The following is a 16011-nucleotide window of genomic DNA, read 5'->3' on the forward strand; positions in this document are numbered from 1 at the left end:
CTAAGACTGGTGGAGGTACTTGGTTTAGGGGGAGGCATATATCCCCGAATATCCTGCTACAGCTTGAAGTATTTGACCGCTATGTTGAGGCGTTAGGTGGAATTGAAGGTGTTCACTTTTTGCCTGCGCTTGAAGGAACGTATTAGAATCGATGGTTGACTGCAGTAACGTTAGACGCGGATTAGGTGCTCACGCTTTACGGGGTATGGATGCTTTAGAACATCGAAGTACGTCCAGTGTGGAAGTCGGTGCATTGCACCCTTTGTTTGAGGAGTGTAAGTTCTATCCGCATGGAGAAGACGGGGGAGTGAGTGAGCGGTTGTTTGTAGAAGGGCTTTTTCTGAATTCGGGGTCGAATATGATGGTGGAAGGGCAGGAGAGAGTTATAATGGTTTTACACATGCATCGTTCATGAGTATAAATTTATAGACTTGGAAGGATGGGGAAATAATGAGTATGACGATTATTACGGTTGAGGGTCCAAAACAAGCGGCACAGCATGTTTTGGAAATTTTAAAAGAACAATTGGGTAAAGGAAAGTTAAATGTACTCGGTCTTGCGACGGGAAGCACAATGATTCCTATCTATGAGGCATTGGTCAATTCGGATCTATCATTCGAAAAGGTTACAGCATTCAATCTCGATGAATATGTTGGGCTCGATGATAGAAATAAGAACAGTTATGCATTTTTCATGCAAGCTCATTTATTTAGCAAGAAGAAATTTAAACATACCTATATTCCAAATGGTGTTGCTGAAAAACTTGAGGAGGAATGTGGATTATACGAGAAACTTCTCAGTGAATTCCCGCTAGACGTTCAACTTCTTGGCATCGGAGAGAATGGGCATATTGCGTTTAATGAGCCAGGTACATCATTTGATTCGGTTACGCATGTGGAGACGTTAACAGACTCTACACTTGGTGCAAATAGTACCATGTTCGACAATGATGAACCGATACCCGCTACTGCATTGACGATGGGTATTTCATCGGTCTTAGCAGCGAAAAAGATCATTCTAATTGCATTGGGCGAGCGAAAGCGCTTTGCTCTTGAAAGGCTGTTGGAAGGAACAGTGACTGTGGATTATCCGGTGACTGCACTTATGGGGCATGGAGATGTGACGGTTATTACGGATATAAAGAATTTAGCTGAATAAGTAAGATGCCTTCTAGAGATATTCATTCCTTTAGGGGGCTTTTTTTGACTAGGATTGAACGTCAAACCATGTAAGTAGCGGCCAATAACGTGCTGAATAGAGCAATAGGTAAGGTTTTGATATTATCTCCACCTTTTCCCTTGCTCTACGCCGTGCGACTTTCTTTGCGGACGGCGTTCCATCTTTTAATTCTTTTTAGTACTGATAGACTCGTAAGCATAAAATAAAGGCTTAAATCTTAGAGTTATAGCTTCAATATTAGCAATATATCACTCATTTTATTCGAAAGTTTCTTTTATGAAACGTAATGATTCTCCTAAGTCATTGTCGAGCTTTTCTTCAGTTGCATTATCGGAGAGATCACGCCAAACTTTTATATCTCTACCTACTTGTCCTCCCGTTTTGACAAATGGCTCCATGACGATGTATTGGTTATAATGGATGTCTTTTAAAGCTTCCCCAATTTCACTCCACGGCAACGACCCATGACCTGGGACCTTACGGTTGGCTTCTCCAATATGCAAATGCCCTAAAAATGTATCTGCGTAGCGAATGGCATCTGCTATATTGTCTTCTTCAATATTCATATGGAAAGTATCCAACATGATTTTAACATTTGGTTCATTGACCTCTTTTACGAAATTGATAGCTTCTTTAGCATCATTCAATAAAAATTGTTCAAAACGATTCAGCGTTTCTATTAGTAACGTGATGTTGTATTTTTGAGCGTATTGAGCGAGAATTCGTATGCTATCAATACTGTGCTTAAGAGCTATTGGTTTTTCGATAGGAACAGAATAGTCAACGGGCCAATAAGAATAAATTGTGCCACCAATCCGGTCTATTCCCGCCATGTGTAAATTGTCAATCAATTTTTTCATGAAAGTAATTCCGTTTTCACGTGTTTCGTCATTTGAAGAAGAAACGTCATACTCTTTTGGCAGTCCAATGCCTGCTGTCAGAATAATATTATGGAAATCGGCTAATTCTTTAAGACGTGTTAATTTACTGTCTGATAAATGAACCAGGCCCAGTGCTGCGACTTCTAAAATATCAAATCCAAGGTTCTTCGCCTTTTCAATATATTTCTCAAAGTCAACCTCCCAAGAGTCTTCCCAATATGCAAAGTAAATACCGTATTTCAAGTTGTCCCCTCCATAAAAAGTAATGTATCATTGTCATGATATTGCAATATTCCAACTACATGTTATAATAACTAAAACAATAGCTTTTAGTCAAGTCAGAAAGTTTGGAAAAAGGTTTATTGGAAAATAGAGGTGTTTAATTTGACGGAAAAACTGGATAAATCAGTGCCAATCCCGCTTTACTTTCAACTTAAAGAGTTAGTACAAAAAAAAATTGAAATAGGGATTTATCAAGTAGGCGATTCGATTCCAACAGAAAAAGAGTTAAGCGAAGTATATGAAATTAGTAGAACAACAGTGAGGCAAGCTATTACAGAATTAGTGCAAGAAGGATTGTTGTATCGGGAAAAAAGCAAAGGTACATTTGTTCGGGCACCAAAGATTTCGCAAAGTTTTGCTCAAGCATTAGGATCATTTAATGATCAGATTAGAGATTTAGGCATGACCCCAACAACAGAAGTTTTGAATTTAGAAGTAGTAGAAGCTTCAAAAGAAGTGATTGAACATTTGAAATTGCAACCGAATGAGAAAGTCATTTATATACATCGTCGTCGTTTTGCGGATAACGAACCTATCGTTATGGTGAAGACTTATTTGCCCTATGAAAAATGTAAAAACGTATTAAAGCATAATTTTGTTGAAGAATCACTTTATCCGGTACTAAGTATGAATAAAGAGACAAAAATAAATAAAATTAAGCGGTTTATTGAAGCAGTTGAAGCAATAGAATACGATATGGAAAATCTCCATTTGGAAAAAGGTAGAGCCGTTCAAAAGTTTATATCTATTGGATTCAATATAAAGGATGAACCGATTGAATATACAATTGCACGTTACCGTGGAGATAAAAACCGTTTTGAAATTGTAATATCAGCGACAAAGTAAGCAGGTATACAAAGGAGATTAAAAAGAAATGACAAAGTATATTTTGGCTCATGATTTGGGTACTTCTGGTAACAAGGCAACTTTGTTTGCTGTTTCTGGAGAAATGGTAGGTAGTAGTATTTCTTCTTATAGTACACATTACTTTAATGAAAAATGGGCAGAGCAAAATCCCGAGGATTGGTGGAAGGCAGTATGTACTTCTACGAGACAATTAATTGAACGATTAGATATTTCGCCGGCGGATATTCAAGTTGTCAGTTTTAGTGGTCAAATGATGGGTTGTCTCTGTGTTGATAAGAAAGGAGTTCCGCTGAGAGATTCAATTATTTGGGCAGACCAACGTGCACAGAAACAAGTAGAAGAGTTAGAAAGACATTTGACACAAGAAGAGTTTTATAGAATAGTCGGTCATCGTAATACAGCCTCTTATGGTATTCAAAAACTGATGTGGATACGTGATAATGAACCAGAAATATATGAAAAAACGTACAAAGTGTTAAATGCAAAAGATTACATCGTATTTAAATTAACGAATACATTTTACACGGATTATTCGGATGGTAATGGTATGGGTTGCTTTGACCTGGAAAACTTGAGGTGGTCCGATAAGATTATTAGTAGTAGTAGAATCGATTCAACTAAATTGCCAGATTTAAAACCGTCCACGTTTGTTGCAGGTAATGTTACGGAAGATGCTGCAAAAGCAATGGGATTGACAACGCTTACACAAGTTGTCATAGGTGCAGGTGATGGGGTAACTGCTAATATAGGGGCGGGCTCTATTAGTGAAGGGAAAACATATTGTTCATTAGGTACTTCTGCATGGGTAACTACTACTTCGAAAAAACCTATATTTGACCCTGAAATGCGAATCGTCACATGGGCACATGCTATTCCAGGATATTATGCACCGAATGGAACAATGCAATACGCTGGCGGTGCATTCAATTGGATGAAAGAGACGATTTGCACTTCGGAAGAACAAGAAGGAAAAAAAATGGGGAAAACAATTTATGAAATGATTAATGATCAAATTGAGCAAGCCCCTGCTGGTTCCAATGGATTGCTATTTCTCCCTTATTTGCTTGGTGAGCGCGCACCGCGTTGGGATTCGTTTTCAAAAGGAACATTTATAGGAATTACATCAGAAACGACACGAGCGGAAATGTTAAGAAGTGTTCTTGAAGGTGTTACTTTCAATTTAGCGATAATCTTGGATGTTTTACAGCAGCATATTAAAATTGAGGACATGATTATCATCGGTGGTGGAGCGAAAAATGAGGTCTGGCGTCAAATTATTGCAGATGTTTTTGGACTAACTGTCAAAGTTCCTAGGTTGTTAGATGAGGCAGGCTCGATGGGGGCAGCTATTATCGGTGGTGTTGGGATTGGACTTTATGAAAACTTTGAAGTAGTTGAAAAATTCATTGCCATCAGTCAATCACAACAAAATGATTCGACTAACATTGAAATCTATGAAAAAGCAAAACAGCGTTATGATGATTTTTATTTCGCTTTAAGACGTATTTATGAAAAACATCAAATGGAGGGAGTTACATTCTAATGGCTCTAGTGACTGGTAATGAAATATTACAGCATGCAAAACAAAATGGGTATGCGGTTTGCGCATTCAATGTAGAAAATATGGAAATGGTTCAAGCGGTAGTAGAGGCTGCTGAAGAAACGGATTCACCCGTTATCATTCAAACTTCGGCTAATACTGTGAAATACGCAAATATGGACTACTATTATGCGATGGTAGAGGCGGCACTTAAGCATGCGAAAGTTCCTGTTGCTTTGCATCTTGATCACGGGGATAGTACAGAATTGGCACTTCAAGCAATTAGAGCAGGCTATACATCTGTCATGATAGACGCATCTAAACTATCTTTTGAAGAAAATATAAAGCAAACAAAAGCAGTAGTAGATCTTTGCCAACCAATTGGAGTATCTACTGAAGCGGAGCTAGGTAATGTAGGTGGTAAGCCGGGTGACGAGGATTTCGGAGCAAGTGGCTATACGAAACCGCTTGAAGCAAAAGAATTTATAGAGAGAACTTGTGTAAGTTCATTAGCAGTTGCGATAGGAACTGCTCATGGAGTATATAAAGGCGAGCCAAATCTAGATTTAACATTACTTGATGAATTAAGTAAAACTGTTGATGTGCCTCTTGTTTTACACGGAGCTTCTGGACTTTCTGAAAATGATGTTAAACAGTGCATTGAGAATGGAATAAGTAAAATAAACTATGCAACGGAGTTGCGTATCATGTTCACTGAATCTGTAAAAGAGTATTTTGATACTGAGACAAGTTTTGTGGATCCTAAAAAATTCATGGAATATGCACGCACAAAAGTAAAAGAGTTAGCAAAAGAAAAAATGTATACTTGCGGCAGCAACGGAAAAGCATCTACATTTCATTGATTCGAGGTTGAACTATGGAAAAATTATTGTTAGGAATTGACATTGGAACTTCATCCTGCAAAGTTGCTATTTTTAAGTCGGACGGTGAGGTGGTGAGCCAAAGTTCATCACATTATCCAATATATTATCCTAAGCCAGGATGGGTAGAGCAAAATCCAGAGGAATGGTGGATGGAAGTATGTAAATCGATTCAAAAGTGTTTAGAAAGTAAATTATTAATTGATAATGAGATTGTAGGTATTGGAATTGCGGGTCAAGGTTGGTCAGCAATTCCGGTAGATAAAGAAGGTAATTGTTTGCATAATACGCCAATTTGGTTAGACACACGAGCAACTGATATCATTTCAAATGTTGCTAGTTCAATTACTGATGAAGATATTTACAACGTGTCTGGAAATTCTTTCTCTCCTACATATACAACACCTAAAATTTTGTGGTTTAAGAAACACATGCCAGAGTTATTCAATCGAACTTATAAATTTTTACAAAGTAATAGTTTTATAGGAATGAAATTGACAGGGAAAATGTCGTCTGATCGTAGTCAAAACTATGGTTTGCATCTTTATAACCCAATAACTTATCAATACGATTTGGAAATGGCCAGTCGTTTTGGAATACCAATCGACAAATTACCAGAAATTTATCAATGTCACGAAGTCATAGGTACTATAACTGAGGAAGCAGCTGCAATTACAGGATTGAAAGTAGGGATTCCAGTAATTGCCGGAGGTTTGGATGCTGCATGTGGAGCTTTAGGAGCTGGGGTTATTCAAAATTATGAAACTCAACTTCAAGGGGGACAAGCTGGCGGTGTCAGTATATGCCTTAATGAGCCAAAAACACATCCGAAACTTATTTTTTCACCACATGTTATTCCAAATCGCTGGTTATTACAAGGTGGAACCGTAGGAGGTGGAGGTGCTCTTCGCTGGTTTAAAGAGGAGTTTGGAGAGCATCTCAGTTTTGATGAGTTAACGAAAAGAGCGGAACAAATCCCAGAAGGATCTGATGGGGTTGTATTCTTGCCATATTTAGCAGGAGAGAGAAGTCCACTTTGGAATCCGAAAGTAAAAGCTATGTTTTATGGACTGAGTTTTAAAGAAACTAAGTCTCACGCGATTCGTGCAGTGTTAGAAGGCGTTGTGTTCTCCGTCTACCATAACTTACTGATAGCAAAAGAGGCTGGAGTGGACATCGAAAAACTAGACATTTCTGCAATGGGCGGAGCGGCAAATAGCATGCTATGGATTCAAATCTATTCAGACGTAACAGGTTGTCGGATTAAAGTACCAAGTTCCGATACAGCAACTACGCTTGGAGCGGCTTTACTGGCCGGTGTCGCAGTGGGTGTTTACAACAACTTTGATGATGCGGTTGAACAGACAGTCAAAATCAATCGACAACATTTACCAGATTTAAATAGACGAGAAAAATATGAAGAATCTTTAGCTTTGTATTTAAAATTATCTACATGGCTAAACAAGGAAATGTTTATCTAAAGGTATCGAATGAATTAATTTAAAATTCTAGTTTCATCGCGGCAAATAGTTCAGACAGAAGGAGAGTGTCTAAATGAAAGCGGGAGTATTACATGGAAGAGGAAATATTGTTTACGAAGAAGTAGAAATGCCATCACCAGGGCTAGAGGATGTCCTGGTGAAGGTCAAATTTACCGGTATTTGCGGTTCAGATATTCCAAGGGTAAATGCAAATGCCGCTCATAATTATCCGATTATTTTAGGACATGAATTTTCAGGTGAAGTAGTTGAAATTGGACCAAATGTGAAGAAGTTAAAAATAGGTGATCGAATTGCTGGAGCTCCATTGTTGCCTTGTATGAATTGCGAACAATGCGAAAAAGGTGATTATGCACTTTGTGAAAAATATAGTTTTGTAGGTTCAAGAAGAAATGGTAGCTTCGCTGAGTACGTTGTCATTCCTGAAAAAAATGCTATTTATTTAGATCCATCGATTTCCTATGTTAAAGGGGCTTTTTTTGAACCAATAACCGTAGCTCTTCATGGAATTAAGCGTCTAAATTTCCGACCGGGATCTTCAGTAGCAGTATTAGGTATAGGTAATATTGGTTTTTTTACTTTGCAATGGTTGAAAATATTAGGAGCAGGACAAATTACTGTTTTTGATATTAGCGATGAACGACTCAAACTAGCGAAACGATTTGGTGCAGATGAGTGTATCAATACAAGTGATGAAAACTACTTAAGTAAATTGAACAACAGTGGTAATGTAAAACAATTTGATTTTGTATATGAAACTGCAGGTAATACTGAAACGATTAAATCTACATTTGAATTAGTGAGAAAAAAGGGTTCAATTTGTTTAATAGGCACACCTAAGCAAGAAATAACCTTCAGTATTGATGAATGGGAAAATATTAACAGAAAAGAATTAACACTCACTGGATCTTGGATGTCATACAGTGAAAATTTCCCTGGTGAAGAATGGATTGCAACTGCAAAACATATACAAGCCGGTGACATTCAGATTGATGATTCGTTACTGTACAAAATAATTCCGCTAAGTGAAATTGATGAAGCATTCAAACTGTTTAAAGTTCCAAGTACTGTAAAAGGTAAAATTTTAATTGATAGCGAGAAGTAAGGGTGATTTCATATGATAATAACCGTCACGTTAAATATTGCACTCGATAAGTTTTATAAAGTTCCGTCATTCTCTATTGGTGATGTATACAGAGTAGAAAAAATGATTCAAACTGCGGGAGGAAAAGGTTTAAACGTAGCACGCATTATAGATACTCTTGGCCATCCTGTCAAAGCAATTGGTATTACAGGAGGATATACAGGCAAGTTGATTTGTGAATTGCTCGCACAAGAAGGTATTGACTTTGAATTTACGGAAGCATCAATTGAATCTCGTAATTGCATAAATATAATGAGTGAAAATGGAGTGTCGACTGAACTACTGGAGTCGGGTGATGAAGTGCGAGAAGAGACAGTATCTTCTTTTCTAAGCCATTTTGCGAGACAGATTGCCTCGGCGGAAGTTGTGACTTTATCGGGAAGTGTACTAAGAGGCATGCCACAAAATATTTATGCACAATTAGTTGCTATTGCTAGAAAACAACAAAAAAAGATTATACTAGACACAAATGGCGAATATTTAGTGCATGGAATTACAGAAATACCAACAGTGATTAAACCAAACCGTCAAGAAATAGAACAAATCATGGGCATTGAAAAGGCATCCACTGACCAAGTAATTGACTATTGTATGTCGTATATCAATAAGGGAATAGAAATTGTAATGGTGTCATTAGGTCATGAAGGAGCATTACTAATTACAAAAAACGGTGTATGGAAGGGTACTCCACCTGAATTACAAATTGTTAATACAGTAGGATCTGGCGACTCAATGGTAGGGGCTATCGCAATTGGGCTAGTGCAAAAGGAATCTCCCGAACAATTATTGCGTAATGCAATTGCGGTGTCAGCTGCGAATACATTAACGGAATCGACAGGGAAAGTACAAATAAGCGATATTACAAAAATTTATAAACAAATTCAAGTGAGTAAAATACGTTGAGAAAAGGATGATTGAATTGTATGGATATGCTCAAAAAGTTATTTTCATTAGAGAATAGAACGATTTTGATAACAGGTGGTTCTAGGGGAATTGGACGTGTAGTAGCAGAACATGTTGCTGCAGTTGGTGCGAATGTTGTTATTTTTGACATACAAGGCGATAAAGCTGCTGAAGCAGCGAATGAAATTGCAGAAAAGTATGGTTGCCAAACTTATTCTTGTGAAGTAGACGTAACTGATTATGAGGGTGTAAAGTCTTGTTTACAACAAGCTGTTGAACAGATGGGAAGAATTGATTTACTCTTTAATAATGCAGGTATCGTCATACAAAAGCCTGTTATTGAAACAACTCCAGAAGAATGGAATAAAGTAATTGATGTTAACTTAAACGGTGTCTATTATGTTGCACAATTGTTCGGTAAATATTTGATAGAGAATGGAATTAAAGGGGCAATTGTCAATACAGCATCAATGTCGGGACAAATCGTTAATTATCCACAGCTTCAAGCATCATATAATACTTCAAAAGCGGGCGTTGTGCATTTAACTAAATCACTTGCATATGAATGGGCTTCACATGATATAAGAGTCAATTGTATAAGTCCAGGTTATATTTTTACAGAGCTAACTTCATTCGTAAGAGAGGATTGGAGAGAACAATGGGCTGAATCGACACCAATGAGACGTTTAGGGAAACCTGAAGAACTCGCTGGGGCTGTCATCTATTTACTATCAGATTCAGCTTCATTTGTAACAGGTAGCCAACTTACGATTGATGGTGGCTTTACGATTATCTAATGTGAAATATGGAAAAGTGATAATATTAAAAGAAACTACTGAATTATTAAAAAAGTTGTTGAAACCGCTATCATTAAACTGTATAGTAGTAATACATTGTATTGTCGTAACATTACAATGATTTAAAAATTATAGGGGGTTTGTTCATGAAGAAGAACATGTTTATTATTGCAGCGCTTCTATCCGTTATGTTAGTTTTTGCAGCTTGTGGAAAGTCGTCAGATTCAAAAGCTGAAAATGGTGATACAGATTCATTTAAAGTTGGTTTTGCTATTAAGACACAGGATTCTCCATACTTCGTTTCTCTTGTTGATGCAATGAAAGAATATGCAAAAGAAGAAGGTTGGAAACTTACAGTATTAGATGCAAATGGAGATACAGCTAAGGAAACTGAGAATATAGAAACATTTATTGCTCAAGGTATGGATTTAATCTATGTAGATGCTATTGAACCAGACTCTGTCGTTTCTAGTATTAATAAAGCTGCTGAAGCTGGTATTGGCGTTATTAACTTGGATAGTGGTGTTAGCGATGAAGCAGAGAGCATCACTACAATCTATTCGGATAATTTACAAAACGGACGTTTAGTAGGCCTCGCATACGCGGAAAAGATGAGCGATGAAGAAGTTGTTTCTATTATTCTAAGTGGTGCAAAAGGTAATGTAGCCGGTGAAGAGCGTCGTACGGGATTATTTGCTGGAATTTTAGAAGGAAAACTCGGCGTATCTGAGGACGAAGCATGGAAACTAGCTGCAGATTTGGAGAAACAATTAACAAATGAAGGTAAGGCTTCTAATAAAGAAGCGAAATTTTCTATTGTTGGTCAAGGTTGGGGAGCTTGGACAGAACAAGAAGGTCTGAAAGCAGCAGAAGACTTAATTACTGCTAATCCAAATTTAACAACTGTTCTTGGAGAGAATGATCAAATGCTTTTTGGTGCAATGACTGCTCTTAAAAATGCGGGTAACGATAATGTAGATATTGTAGCTGCAGCTGACGGCGCAAAAGAAGCATATGATTTAATAAAAGAAGGATTATATTTCGCGACTGGTGAAAATAGTCCTTATAAAGTAGCACAATTGGGGATTCAAATAGGAAAAGAAATTCTAGTTGATGGAAAAGAATCAAAAGACTATGACAAAATCACTCTGACAAAACCCGCGGCGGTTACAAAAGATAATGTTGATGAATATTACGAATTTGGATTTTGATTTTAGTTAAACTTGATAAAATAAAAAAATCCTCTCGCGTTTTGGGAGGATTTATTTATAGGTAGAACCTACCATAGGAAGGAGAAGTGTTATTATGACTTCCAATTATATCGTGGAAATGAACCATATTGCAAAACACTTTAATGGAGTTAAAGCGTTAGAAGACGTTCAGTTAAATGTAAATCGTGGAGAAATTCATGCACTGATTGGTGAGAATGGTGCAGGTAAATCAACTTTAATGAAAATATTGGCGGGCGCGTATGCAAAAGACGAAGGTACGATTATTATTGATGGTCAAGAAGCAAAAGTTTCAACTCCTCGTGCAATGATTGATATGGGGGTATCCGTAATCTATCAGGAATTTATGTTAGCTCCAGATTTAACTGTTGCTGAAAATATATTCATTGACAAATTAAGTAACTCGGGATTATTCATTAATTGGAGAGACTTAAAAAGAAAAGCACAAGAACAATTGTCGAAAATTGGTTTTGGGCATATTGATCCAAATAAAAAAGTTGGTGAGTTAAGCGTTGCTTACCAGCAAATTGTAGAAATTTGTAAATGCCTTGCGAAAAATTCAAAAGTTCTCGTTTTTGATGAACCTACCGCTGTACTAACCCATACAGAAACTGAAAACTTATTGAATTTAATAAGGAAATTAAAAAAGGATGGCGTAACGATAGTATACATTTCACATCGTCTAGAAGAGCTATTTGCCATCAGCGATAAAATTACGGTGTTGAAAGATGGTAAATATGTCAATACCGTTGAAACTTCTAAAATTACAAAAGAGCAGTTGGTCACATTGATGGTAGGCAGAGAGATTGAGCAACTGTTTCCTGAAAGACATGCAAAGATTGAAGAAGAAATTCTTCGTGTTGAAAACTTAAGTACTGCGGATTTAGTAGAAAACGCTTCTTTCTCCTTAAGAAAAGGTGAGGTATTGGGATTTAGCGGATTGGTCGGTTCCGGGCGGACAGAAACAATGCGTGCGATTTTCGGTGCTGACCGAAAAACCAATGGGAAAATCATCTATTTTGGAAAAGAAGTGAATATCAAAAATCCAAAAACCGCTATTAAATTAGGAATTGGATTATTACCTGAAGATAGAAAATCGCAAGGACTTCTCCTTAAGCAATCAATTCGAATAAACACTACATTAGTTACACATCAACGAGATGGCTTTATAAATCATCAAAAAGAAAAAAATCATGTTAAAGATTTATTAGCTCAAATTGCAACGAAATATGGTTCAACAGAAGATAACGCAGACAGCTTAAGTGGTGGCAATCAGCAAAAAATTGCGTTGTCTAAATGGTTAGCGATTGAGAAAAAGTTAATCATTTTCGATGAACCGACTCGTGGAGTTGATGTTGGAGCTAAAACTGAAATTTATAGAATAATAAACAGGCTCGCAGAAGAAGGTGTAGCTATCATCATTATATCTTCAGAGATGGCGGAGATAATTGGAACTTGTGACCGAGCAATAGTTATGCGAGAAGGTAAAATTGTGGGTGAGTTGTCGAAAGAAAATCTCACAGAAAATAACTTGATTAAATTAGCGATGGGGGTTTAGTATCATGTCAATATTCAAAAAAAAAATTGACTTGAAAGAATTTATCATCAATAACAATACATTTATAATCTTATTGTTATTGATTGTTGCAAGTTCTTTTTTATCAGATACATTTTTTACAACAATGAACTTACGAAATATTGCTCTACAACAAGCGGGTCCGATTTTAGTGGCCATTGGATTATTGTATGTTATTTTGGCCGGGGGTATTGACTTATCTGTTGGTTCTATTATGGCTATTGGTTCAACAGTATCAGCAATATTAATAACAGACTTCAGTATGCATTATACTGCTTCAATTGGTATTGCAGTTATTATTGGATTATTATTTGGATTATTTTCTGGTGTGCTCGTAGCGTATACCGGAATTCAGGGATTCGTTGCCACATTAGCTACCATGACAATTGCTAGAGGTGTTGCATTCGTCCTATCAGAAGGTCGGCCAATTAAGATTGAATCAGGCACGATTAATACGTTGGTAAGTAAAGATCTGATGTATCCCATTTTAATAATTACATTATTCATAATTGTTGTATTCACAATTATACATCGATATACAGGCTATGGACGTAAAGTAATTGCAATTGGTAGTAATGAAACTGCACTGCAATTAGCAGGTGTACGAACAAAGCAATACGTCATGTCTACATACGCAATTTCAGGTGCATTAGCAGCATTGGCAGGTGTTTTTCTTGCCGCAAGATCATCGACAGGAAGTGCGACAGTTGGTATGGGACAAGAACTGGATGCTATTGCGGCAGTTGTTATTGGTGGAGCCAGTTTAGCGGGAGGAAAAGGATTCGTATTAAATACAGTGGCGGGTGCTCTAATTCTCGGTTTAATCGGCAATATTATGAATCTGATGGCTGTTCCTTCTTATCCACAAGATATTATAAAAGGTGCAATAATTATTGCAGCTGTACTATTACAAATTGTAACAAGTAAAAAGGACCGTACAATCTAAAAAAAGGAAACGGAATTGGGGAGAAAAATGAAAACTGTAGTTGTTTCAAACAAAGGAGAATTACAAGTTTGGGATATAGACAAACCCCGAATTACAAGTAAGCAAGCTTTGGTCAAAACGGTTAGCTGTGGGATTTGTGGTACGGATGCTACGATAATCAACCAATCATTTAAAGGATTTGAAAAAACGTCATATCCTCTGATGCTTGGCCACGAAGGTGTTGGCGAAGTAGTGGAAATTGGATCTGAAGTTAAAGGTTTTAGTGTAGGAGATTTGATTGTCCTATCATTTGTACCCAATCATATGCACGATAATAGTCCTTTGGGCTCTGCTTGGGGAGCTTTTAGTGAATATGGTATTGTTGATGATTTTGAAGCATACGAACCAAATGAAGTTCCTGATGTTGCCTATGCGCAAAAAAAACTTCCAGATTTTATTGATAAATATGAAGCGCCTGTCCTTGTAACGCTGAGAGAAGTTTTTAGTTCTATCAAGTATTTCAATATTCAGCCCGGGGATTCTATTGTTGTTTACGGAAGTGGTCCTGTTGCCATGACTTTTATCAAATTGCTATCGCTTTTAAATGTTCAAGACATTGTCGCAGTAGTCCGAAACGAAAATAAAAAGCAATTACTTGAAAGTTTTGGATTGAAAGCAGTTATTAACAGTTCAGTACACAATGTAAAAGAACAAATTTCGGTTTTATATCCTGAAGGTATGAATTTTGTACTAGATGCAGTTGGTTCAGAAAATATTATAAACGAAGCGATTACACTTTTGAAAGATCGTGGAGAAGTTCTTTGTTATGGCGTACCTAAAGTGAATAACATGAATTTAAATTGGGCGAATTCACCATATAATTGGAAGCTGAATTTTCAACAAATGCCCTATAAAGAAGAAGAAGGCGCATGCCACGATCAAATCGTTCAATGGATTTGTGATGGTAAGTTAATATTGAGCGATTTCATTTCCGAAGTTATTGAATTTGAACATATAATAGAAACACTTCAAGACTTTGTAGATGGAAAGAAAACCAAAAAAGTGATTATAAAATATAAATGATAGGGTGATTTCATGAAGATGAAACAAGCAATTATGACCGAGCCAGGCAACATTGTATTTCAAAGTGTCGATATCCCTGAAGTTGGAAATCATGAAGTCAAAATAAAAATTAAGAAAATTGGCGTTTGTGGATCCGATATTCATGTTAACCACGGTAAGCATCCATATACATCATATCCAGTTGTTCAAGGCCATGAAATTTCAGCAGAAGTGAAAGAAGTAGGTAAAAATGTGGATAGAATCAAAATAGGAGATAAAGTAACGATCCAGCCACAAGTAGTGTGTGGCGAGTGTTTCATGTGTCAAAATGGAATGTATCATGTCTGTGAAGAGTTGAAAGTGATGGGTTTTCAAACAACAGGGATGGCTAGCGAATACTTTGTAGTTGATGAAGAAAAAGCAATCATTCTTCCCGATTCCATTTCATGGGATGAAGGAGCTATGATTGAACCGCTTGCTGTAGCAATTCATGCTGTTCGACGTGTATCAACAATTGAAGATAAAAATGTTCTAGTAATTGGTGGAGGACCTATCGGAAATTTAGTTGCACAAACTGCAAAAGCTCTAGGTGCAAAACAAGTCGTTGTGTCGGAATTAAGTGAAACAAGGATTAAAATTGCTGAACAATGTGGATTGAAAACAATCAATAGCAATAGCGAAGAACTATCAGATGGAATAGTTCGTTGTTTTGGTCATACTAAAGCGGATGTCATATTTGAATGTGTTGGTTCTAGTTATACTGTTGCTCAAACGATTGAAGTAGCGCGAAAAGGTAGTACAGTAGTTATCGTAGGTGTTGTATCTGATTTAACAAAAGTTAATATGGGATTTGTTCAAGACCATGAATTAACGGTTTTAGGAAGTGCTATGTATCAAACCGCCGATTTTAATCAAGCGGTAGAATTGATTAAAGATAAAAAAATAAACTTGAAATCACTAATAACAAACCACTTGGATTTTGAAAACTATTCTGAAGCATATTCAATTATTGATAAGAATAAAGATCAGGTAATGAAAGTGATAATAAATGTGTAAATAAGTAATGAATAAGAAATCATTATTTGCATATCTAAGGTTATAAGAAGTAGATGAAGCATCGGATTAGAGAATCATAAATTTAATAATAACTACTTCGATTTTAGTGCTATATCTAAGTTGATTAAAGGGTAAAACTGTGATTGTTATAAGTAAACACTACAAATTTAATATGATATGTAGTGACATA

General features: G+C 36.6%; 14 protein-coding genes. 13 read left to right on the plus strand and 1 reads right to left on the minus strand.

Annotated elements, in window-relative coordinates:
- Positions 1-456 precede the first annotated feature (456 nt).
- Positions 457-1158 (plus strand): glucosamine-6-phosphate deaminase, encoded by a 702-nt coding sequence (locus tag MKZ26_RS17620; RefSeq protein WP_340767681.1) that lies wholly within the window; start codon positions 457-459, stop codon positions 1156-1158.
- A 278-nt stretch (positions 1159-1436) separates the two neighbouring features.
- Here MKZ26_RS17620 and MKZ26_RS17625 read toward each other — a convergent pair whose 3' ends face one another.
- On the minus strand, positions 1437-2303 hold the full coding sequence (locus MKZ26_RS17625; RefSeq protein WP_340766963.1) for a D-psicose 3-epimerase: 867 nt from the start codon (positions 2301-2303) through the stop codon (positions 1437-1439).
- A 141-nt stretch (positions 2304-2444) separates the two neighbouring features.
- On the opposite strand from MKZ26_RS17625, the gene MKZ26_RS17630 reads away from it, so the two are divergent.
- From MKZ26_RS17630 to MKZ26_RS17685, 12 genes are all read left to right on the plus strand, one after another.
- Positions 2445-3188, plus strand: coding sequence for a GntR family transcriptional regulator (locus MKZ26_RS17630; RefSeq protein WP_418064633.1), 744 nt, complete (start codon positions 2445-2447; stop codon positions 3186-3188).
- Between the two features lie 28 nt (positions 3189-3216).
- Complete coding sequence (gene xylB / locus MKZ26_RS17635; protein ID WP_340766965.1) at positions 3217-4752, plus strand: xylulokinase; 1536 nt, start codon at positions 3217-3219, stop codon at positions 4750-4752.
- Positions 4752-5612, plus strand: coding sequence for a class II fructose-bisphosphate aldolase (locus MKZ26_RS17640; RefSeq protein ID WP_340766966.1), 861 nt, complete (start codon positions 4752-4754; stop codon positions 5610-5612). Before xylB ends, MKZ26_RS17640 begins: the two co-directional genes overlap by 1 nt.
- A 14-nt stretch (positions 5613-5626) precedes the next feature.
- Positions 5627-7111, plus strand: coding sequence for a xylulokinase (locus MKZ26_RS17645; protein ID WP_340766967.1), 1485 nt, complete (start codon positions 5627-5629; stop codon positions 7109-7111).
- Positions 7112-7184: 73 nt separating this feature from the next.
- Positions 7185-8234, plus strand: coding sequence for a galactitol-1-phosphate 5-dehydrogenase (locus tag MKZ26_RS17650; protein ID WP_340766968.1), 1050 nt, complete (start codon positions 7185-7187; stop codon positions 8232-8234).
- A 12-nt stretch (positions 8235-8246) separates the two neighbouring features.
- Entirely contained in the window at positions 8247-9176 is a 930-nt protein-coding gene (gene pfkB / locus MKZ26_RS17655; protein ID WP_340766969.1) for a 1-phosphofructokinase, read from the plus strand.
- A gap of 20 nt (positions 9177-9196) precedes the next feature.
- The gene (locus MKZ26_RS17660) at positions 9197-9973 is read left to right on the plus strand and encodes a glucose 1-dehydrogenase (RefSeq protein ID WP_340766970.1); all 777 of its coding nucleotides are present in this window, start codon (positions 9197-9199) and stop codon (positions 9971-9973) included.
- 146 nt (positions 9974-10119) lie between these two features.
- Complete coding sequence (locus MKZ26_RS17665) at positions 10120-11184, plus strand: substrate-binding domain-containing protein (protein WP_340766971.1); 1065 nt, start codon at positions 10120-10122, stop codon at positions 11182-11184.
- A 94-nt stretch (positions 11185-11278) separates the two neighbouring features.
- Positions 11279-12760 (plus strand): sugar ABC transporter ATP-binding protein, encoded by a 1482-nt coding sequence (locus MKZ26_RS17670; RefSeq protein ID WP_340766972.1) that lies wholly within the window; start codon positions 11279-11281, stop codon positions 12758-12760.
- A 4-nt stretch (positions 12761-12764) separates the two neighbouring features.
- Entirely contained in the window at positions 12765-13724 is a 960-nt protein-coding gene (locus MKZ26_RS17675; RefSeq protein ID WP_340766973.1) for an ABC transporter permease, read from the plus strand.
- A 27-nt stretch (positions 13725-13751) separates the two neighbouring features.
- A complete protein-coding gene (locus MKZ26_RS17680; RefSeq protein WP_340766974.1) occupies positions 13752-14786 on the plus strand; it encodes a zinc-dependent alcohol dehydrogenase in 1035 nt (344 codons plus the stop codon).
- A gap of 18 nt (positions 14787-14804) precedes the next feature.
- Positions 14805-15821: a zinc-dependent alcohol dehydrogenase gene (locus tag MKZ26_RS17685; protein ID WP_340766975.1), complete on the plus strand. Its 1017-nt coding sequence runs from the start codon at positions 14805-14807 to the stop codon at positions 15819-15821.
- Positions 15822-16011: the final 190 nt, after the last annotated feature.

The sequence above is a fragment of the Sporosarcina sp. FSL K6-6792 genome (genome assembly GCF_038004885.1).
Lineage (GTDB): Bacteria > Bacillota > Bacilli > Bacillales_A > Planococcaceae > Sporosarcina > Sporosarcina psychrophila.

Bases quoted from the DNA above. Each gene is read 5' to 3' on its own strand.
- MKZ26_RS17620 (WP_340767681.1), top strand. From the start codon at position 457: ATGACGATTATTACGGTTGAGGGTCCAAAACAAGCGGCACAGCATGTT.
- xylB (WP_340766965.1), top strand. From the start codon at position 3,217: ATGACAAAGTATATTTTGGCTCATGATTTGGGTACTTCTGGTAACAAG.
- MKZ26_RS17640 (WP_340766966.1), top strand. From the start codon at position 4,752: ATGGCTCTAGTGACTGGTAATGAAATATTACAGCATGCAAAACAAAAT.
- MKZ26_RS17645 (WP_340766967.1), top strand. From the start codon at position 5,627: ATGGAAAAATTATTGTTAGGAATTGACATTGGAACTTCATCCTGCAAA.
- MKZ26_RS17650 (WP_340766968.1), top strand. From the start codon at position 7,185: ATGAAAGCGGGAGTATTACATGGAAGAGGAAATATTGTTTACGAAGAA.
- pfkB (WP_340766969.1), top strand. From the start codon at position 8,247: ATGATAATAACCGTCACGTTAAATATTGCACTCGATAAGTTTTATAAA.
- MKZ26_RS17660 (WP_340766970.1), top strand. From the start codon at position 9,197: ATGGATATGCTCAAAAAGTTATTTTCATTAGAGAATAGAACGATTTTG.
- MKZ26_RS17665 (WP_340766971.1), top strand. From the start codon at position 10,120: ATGAAGAAGAACATGTTTATTATTGCAGCGCTTCTATCCGTTATGTTA.
- MKZ26_RS17670 (WP_340766972.1), top strand. From the start codon at position 11,279: ATGACTTCCAATTATATCGTGGAAATGAACCATATTGCAAAACACTTT.
- MKZ26_RS17675 (WP_340766973.1), top strand. From the start codon at position 12,765: ATGTCAATATTCAAAAAAAAAATTGACTTGAAAGAATTTATCATCAAT.
- MKZ26_RS17680 (WP_340766974.1), top strand. From the start codon at position 13,752: ATGAAAACTGTAGTTGTTTCAAACAAAGGAGAATTACAAGTTTGGGAT.
- MKZ26_RS17685 (WP_340766975.1), top strand. From the start codon at position 14,805: ATGAAACAAGCAATTATGACCGAGCCAGGCAACATTGTATTTCAAAGT.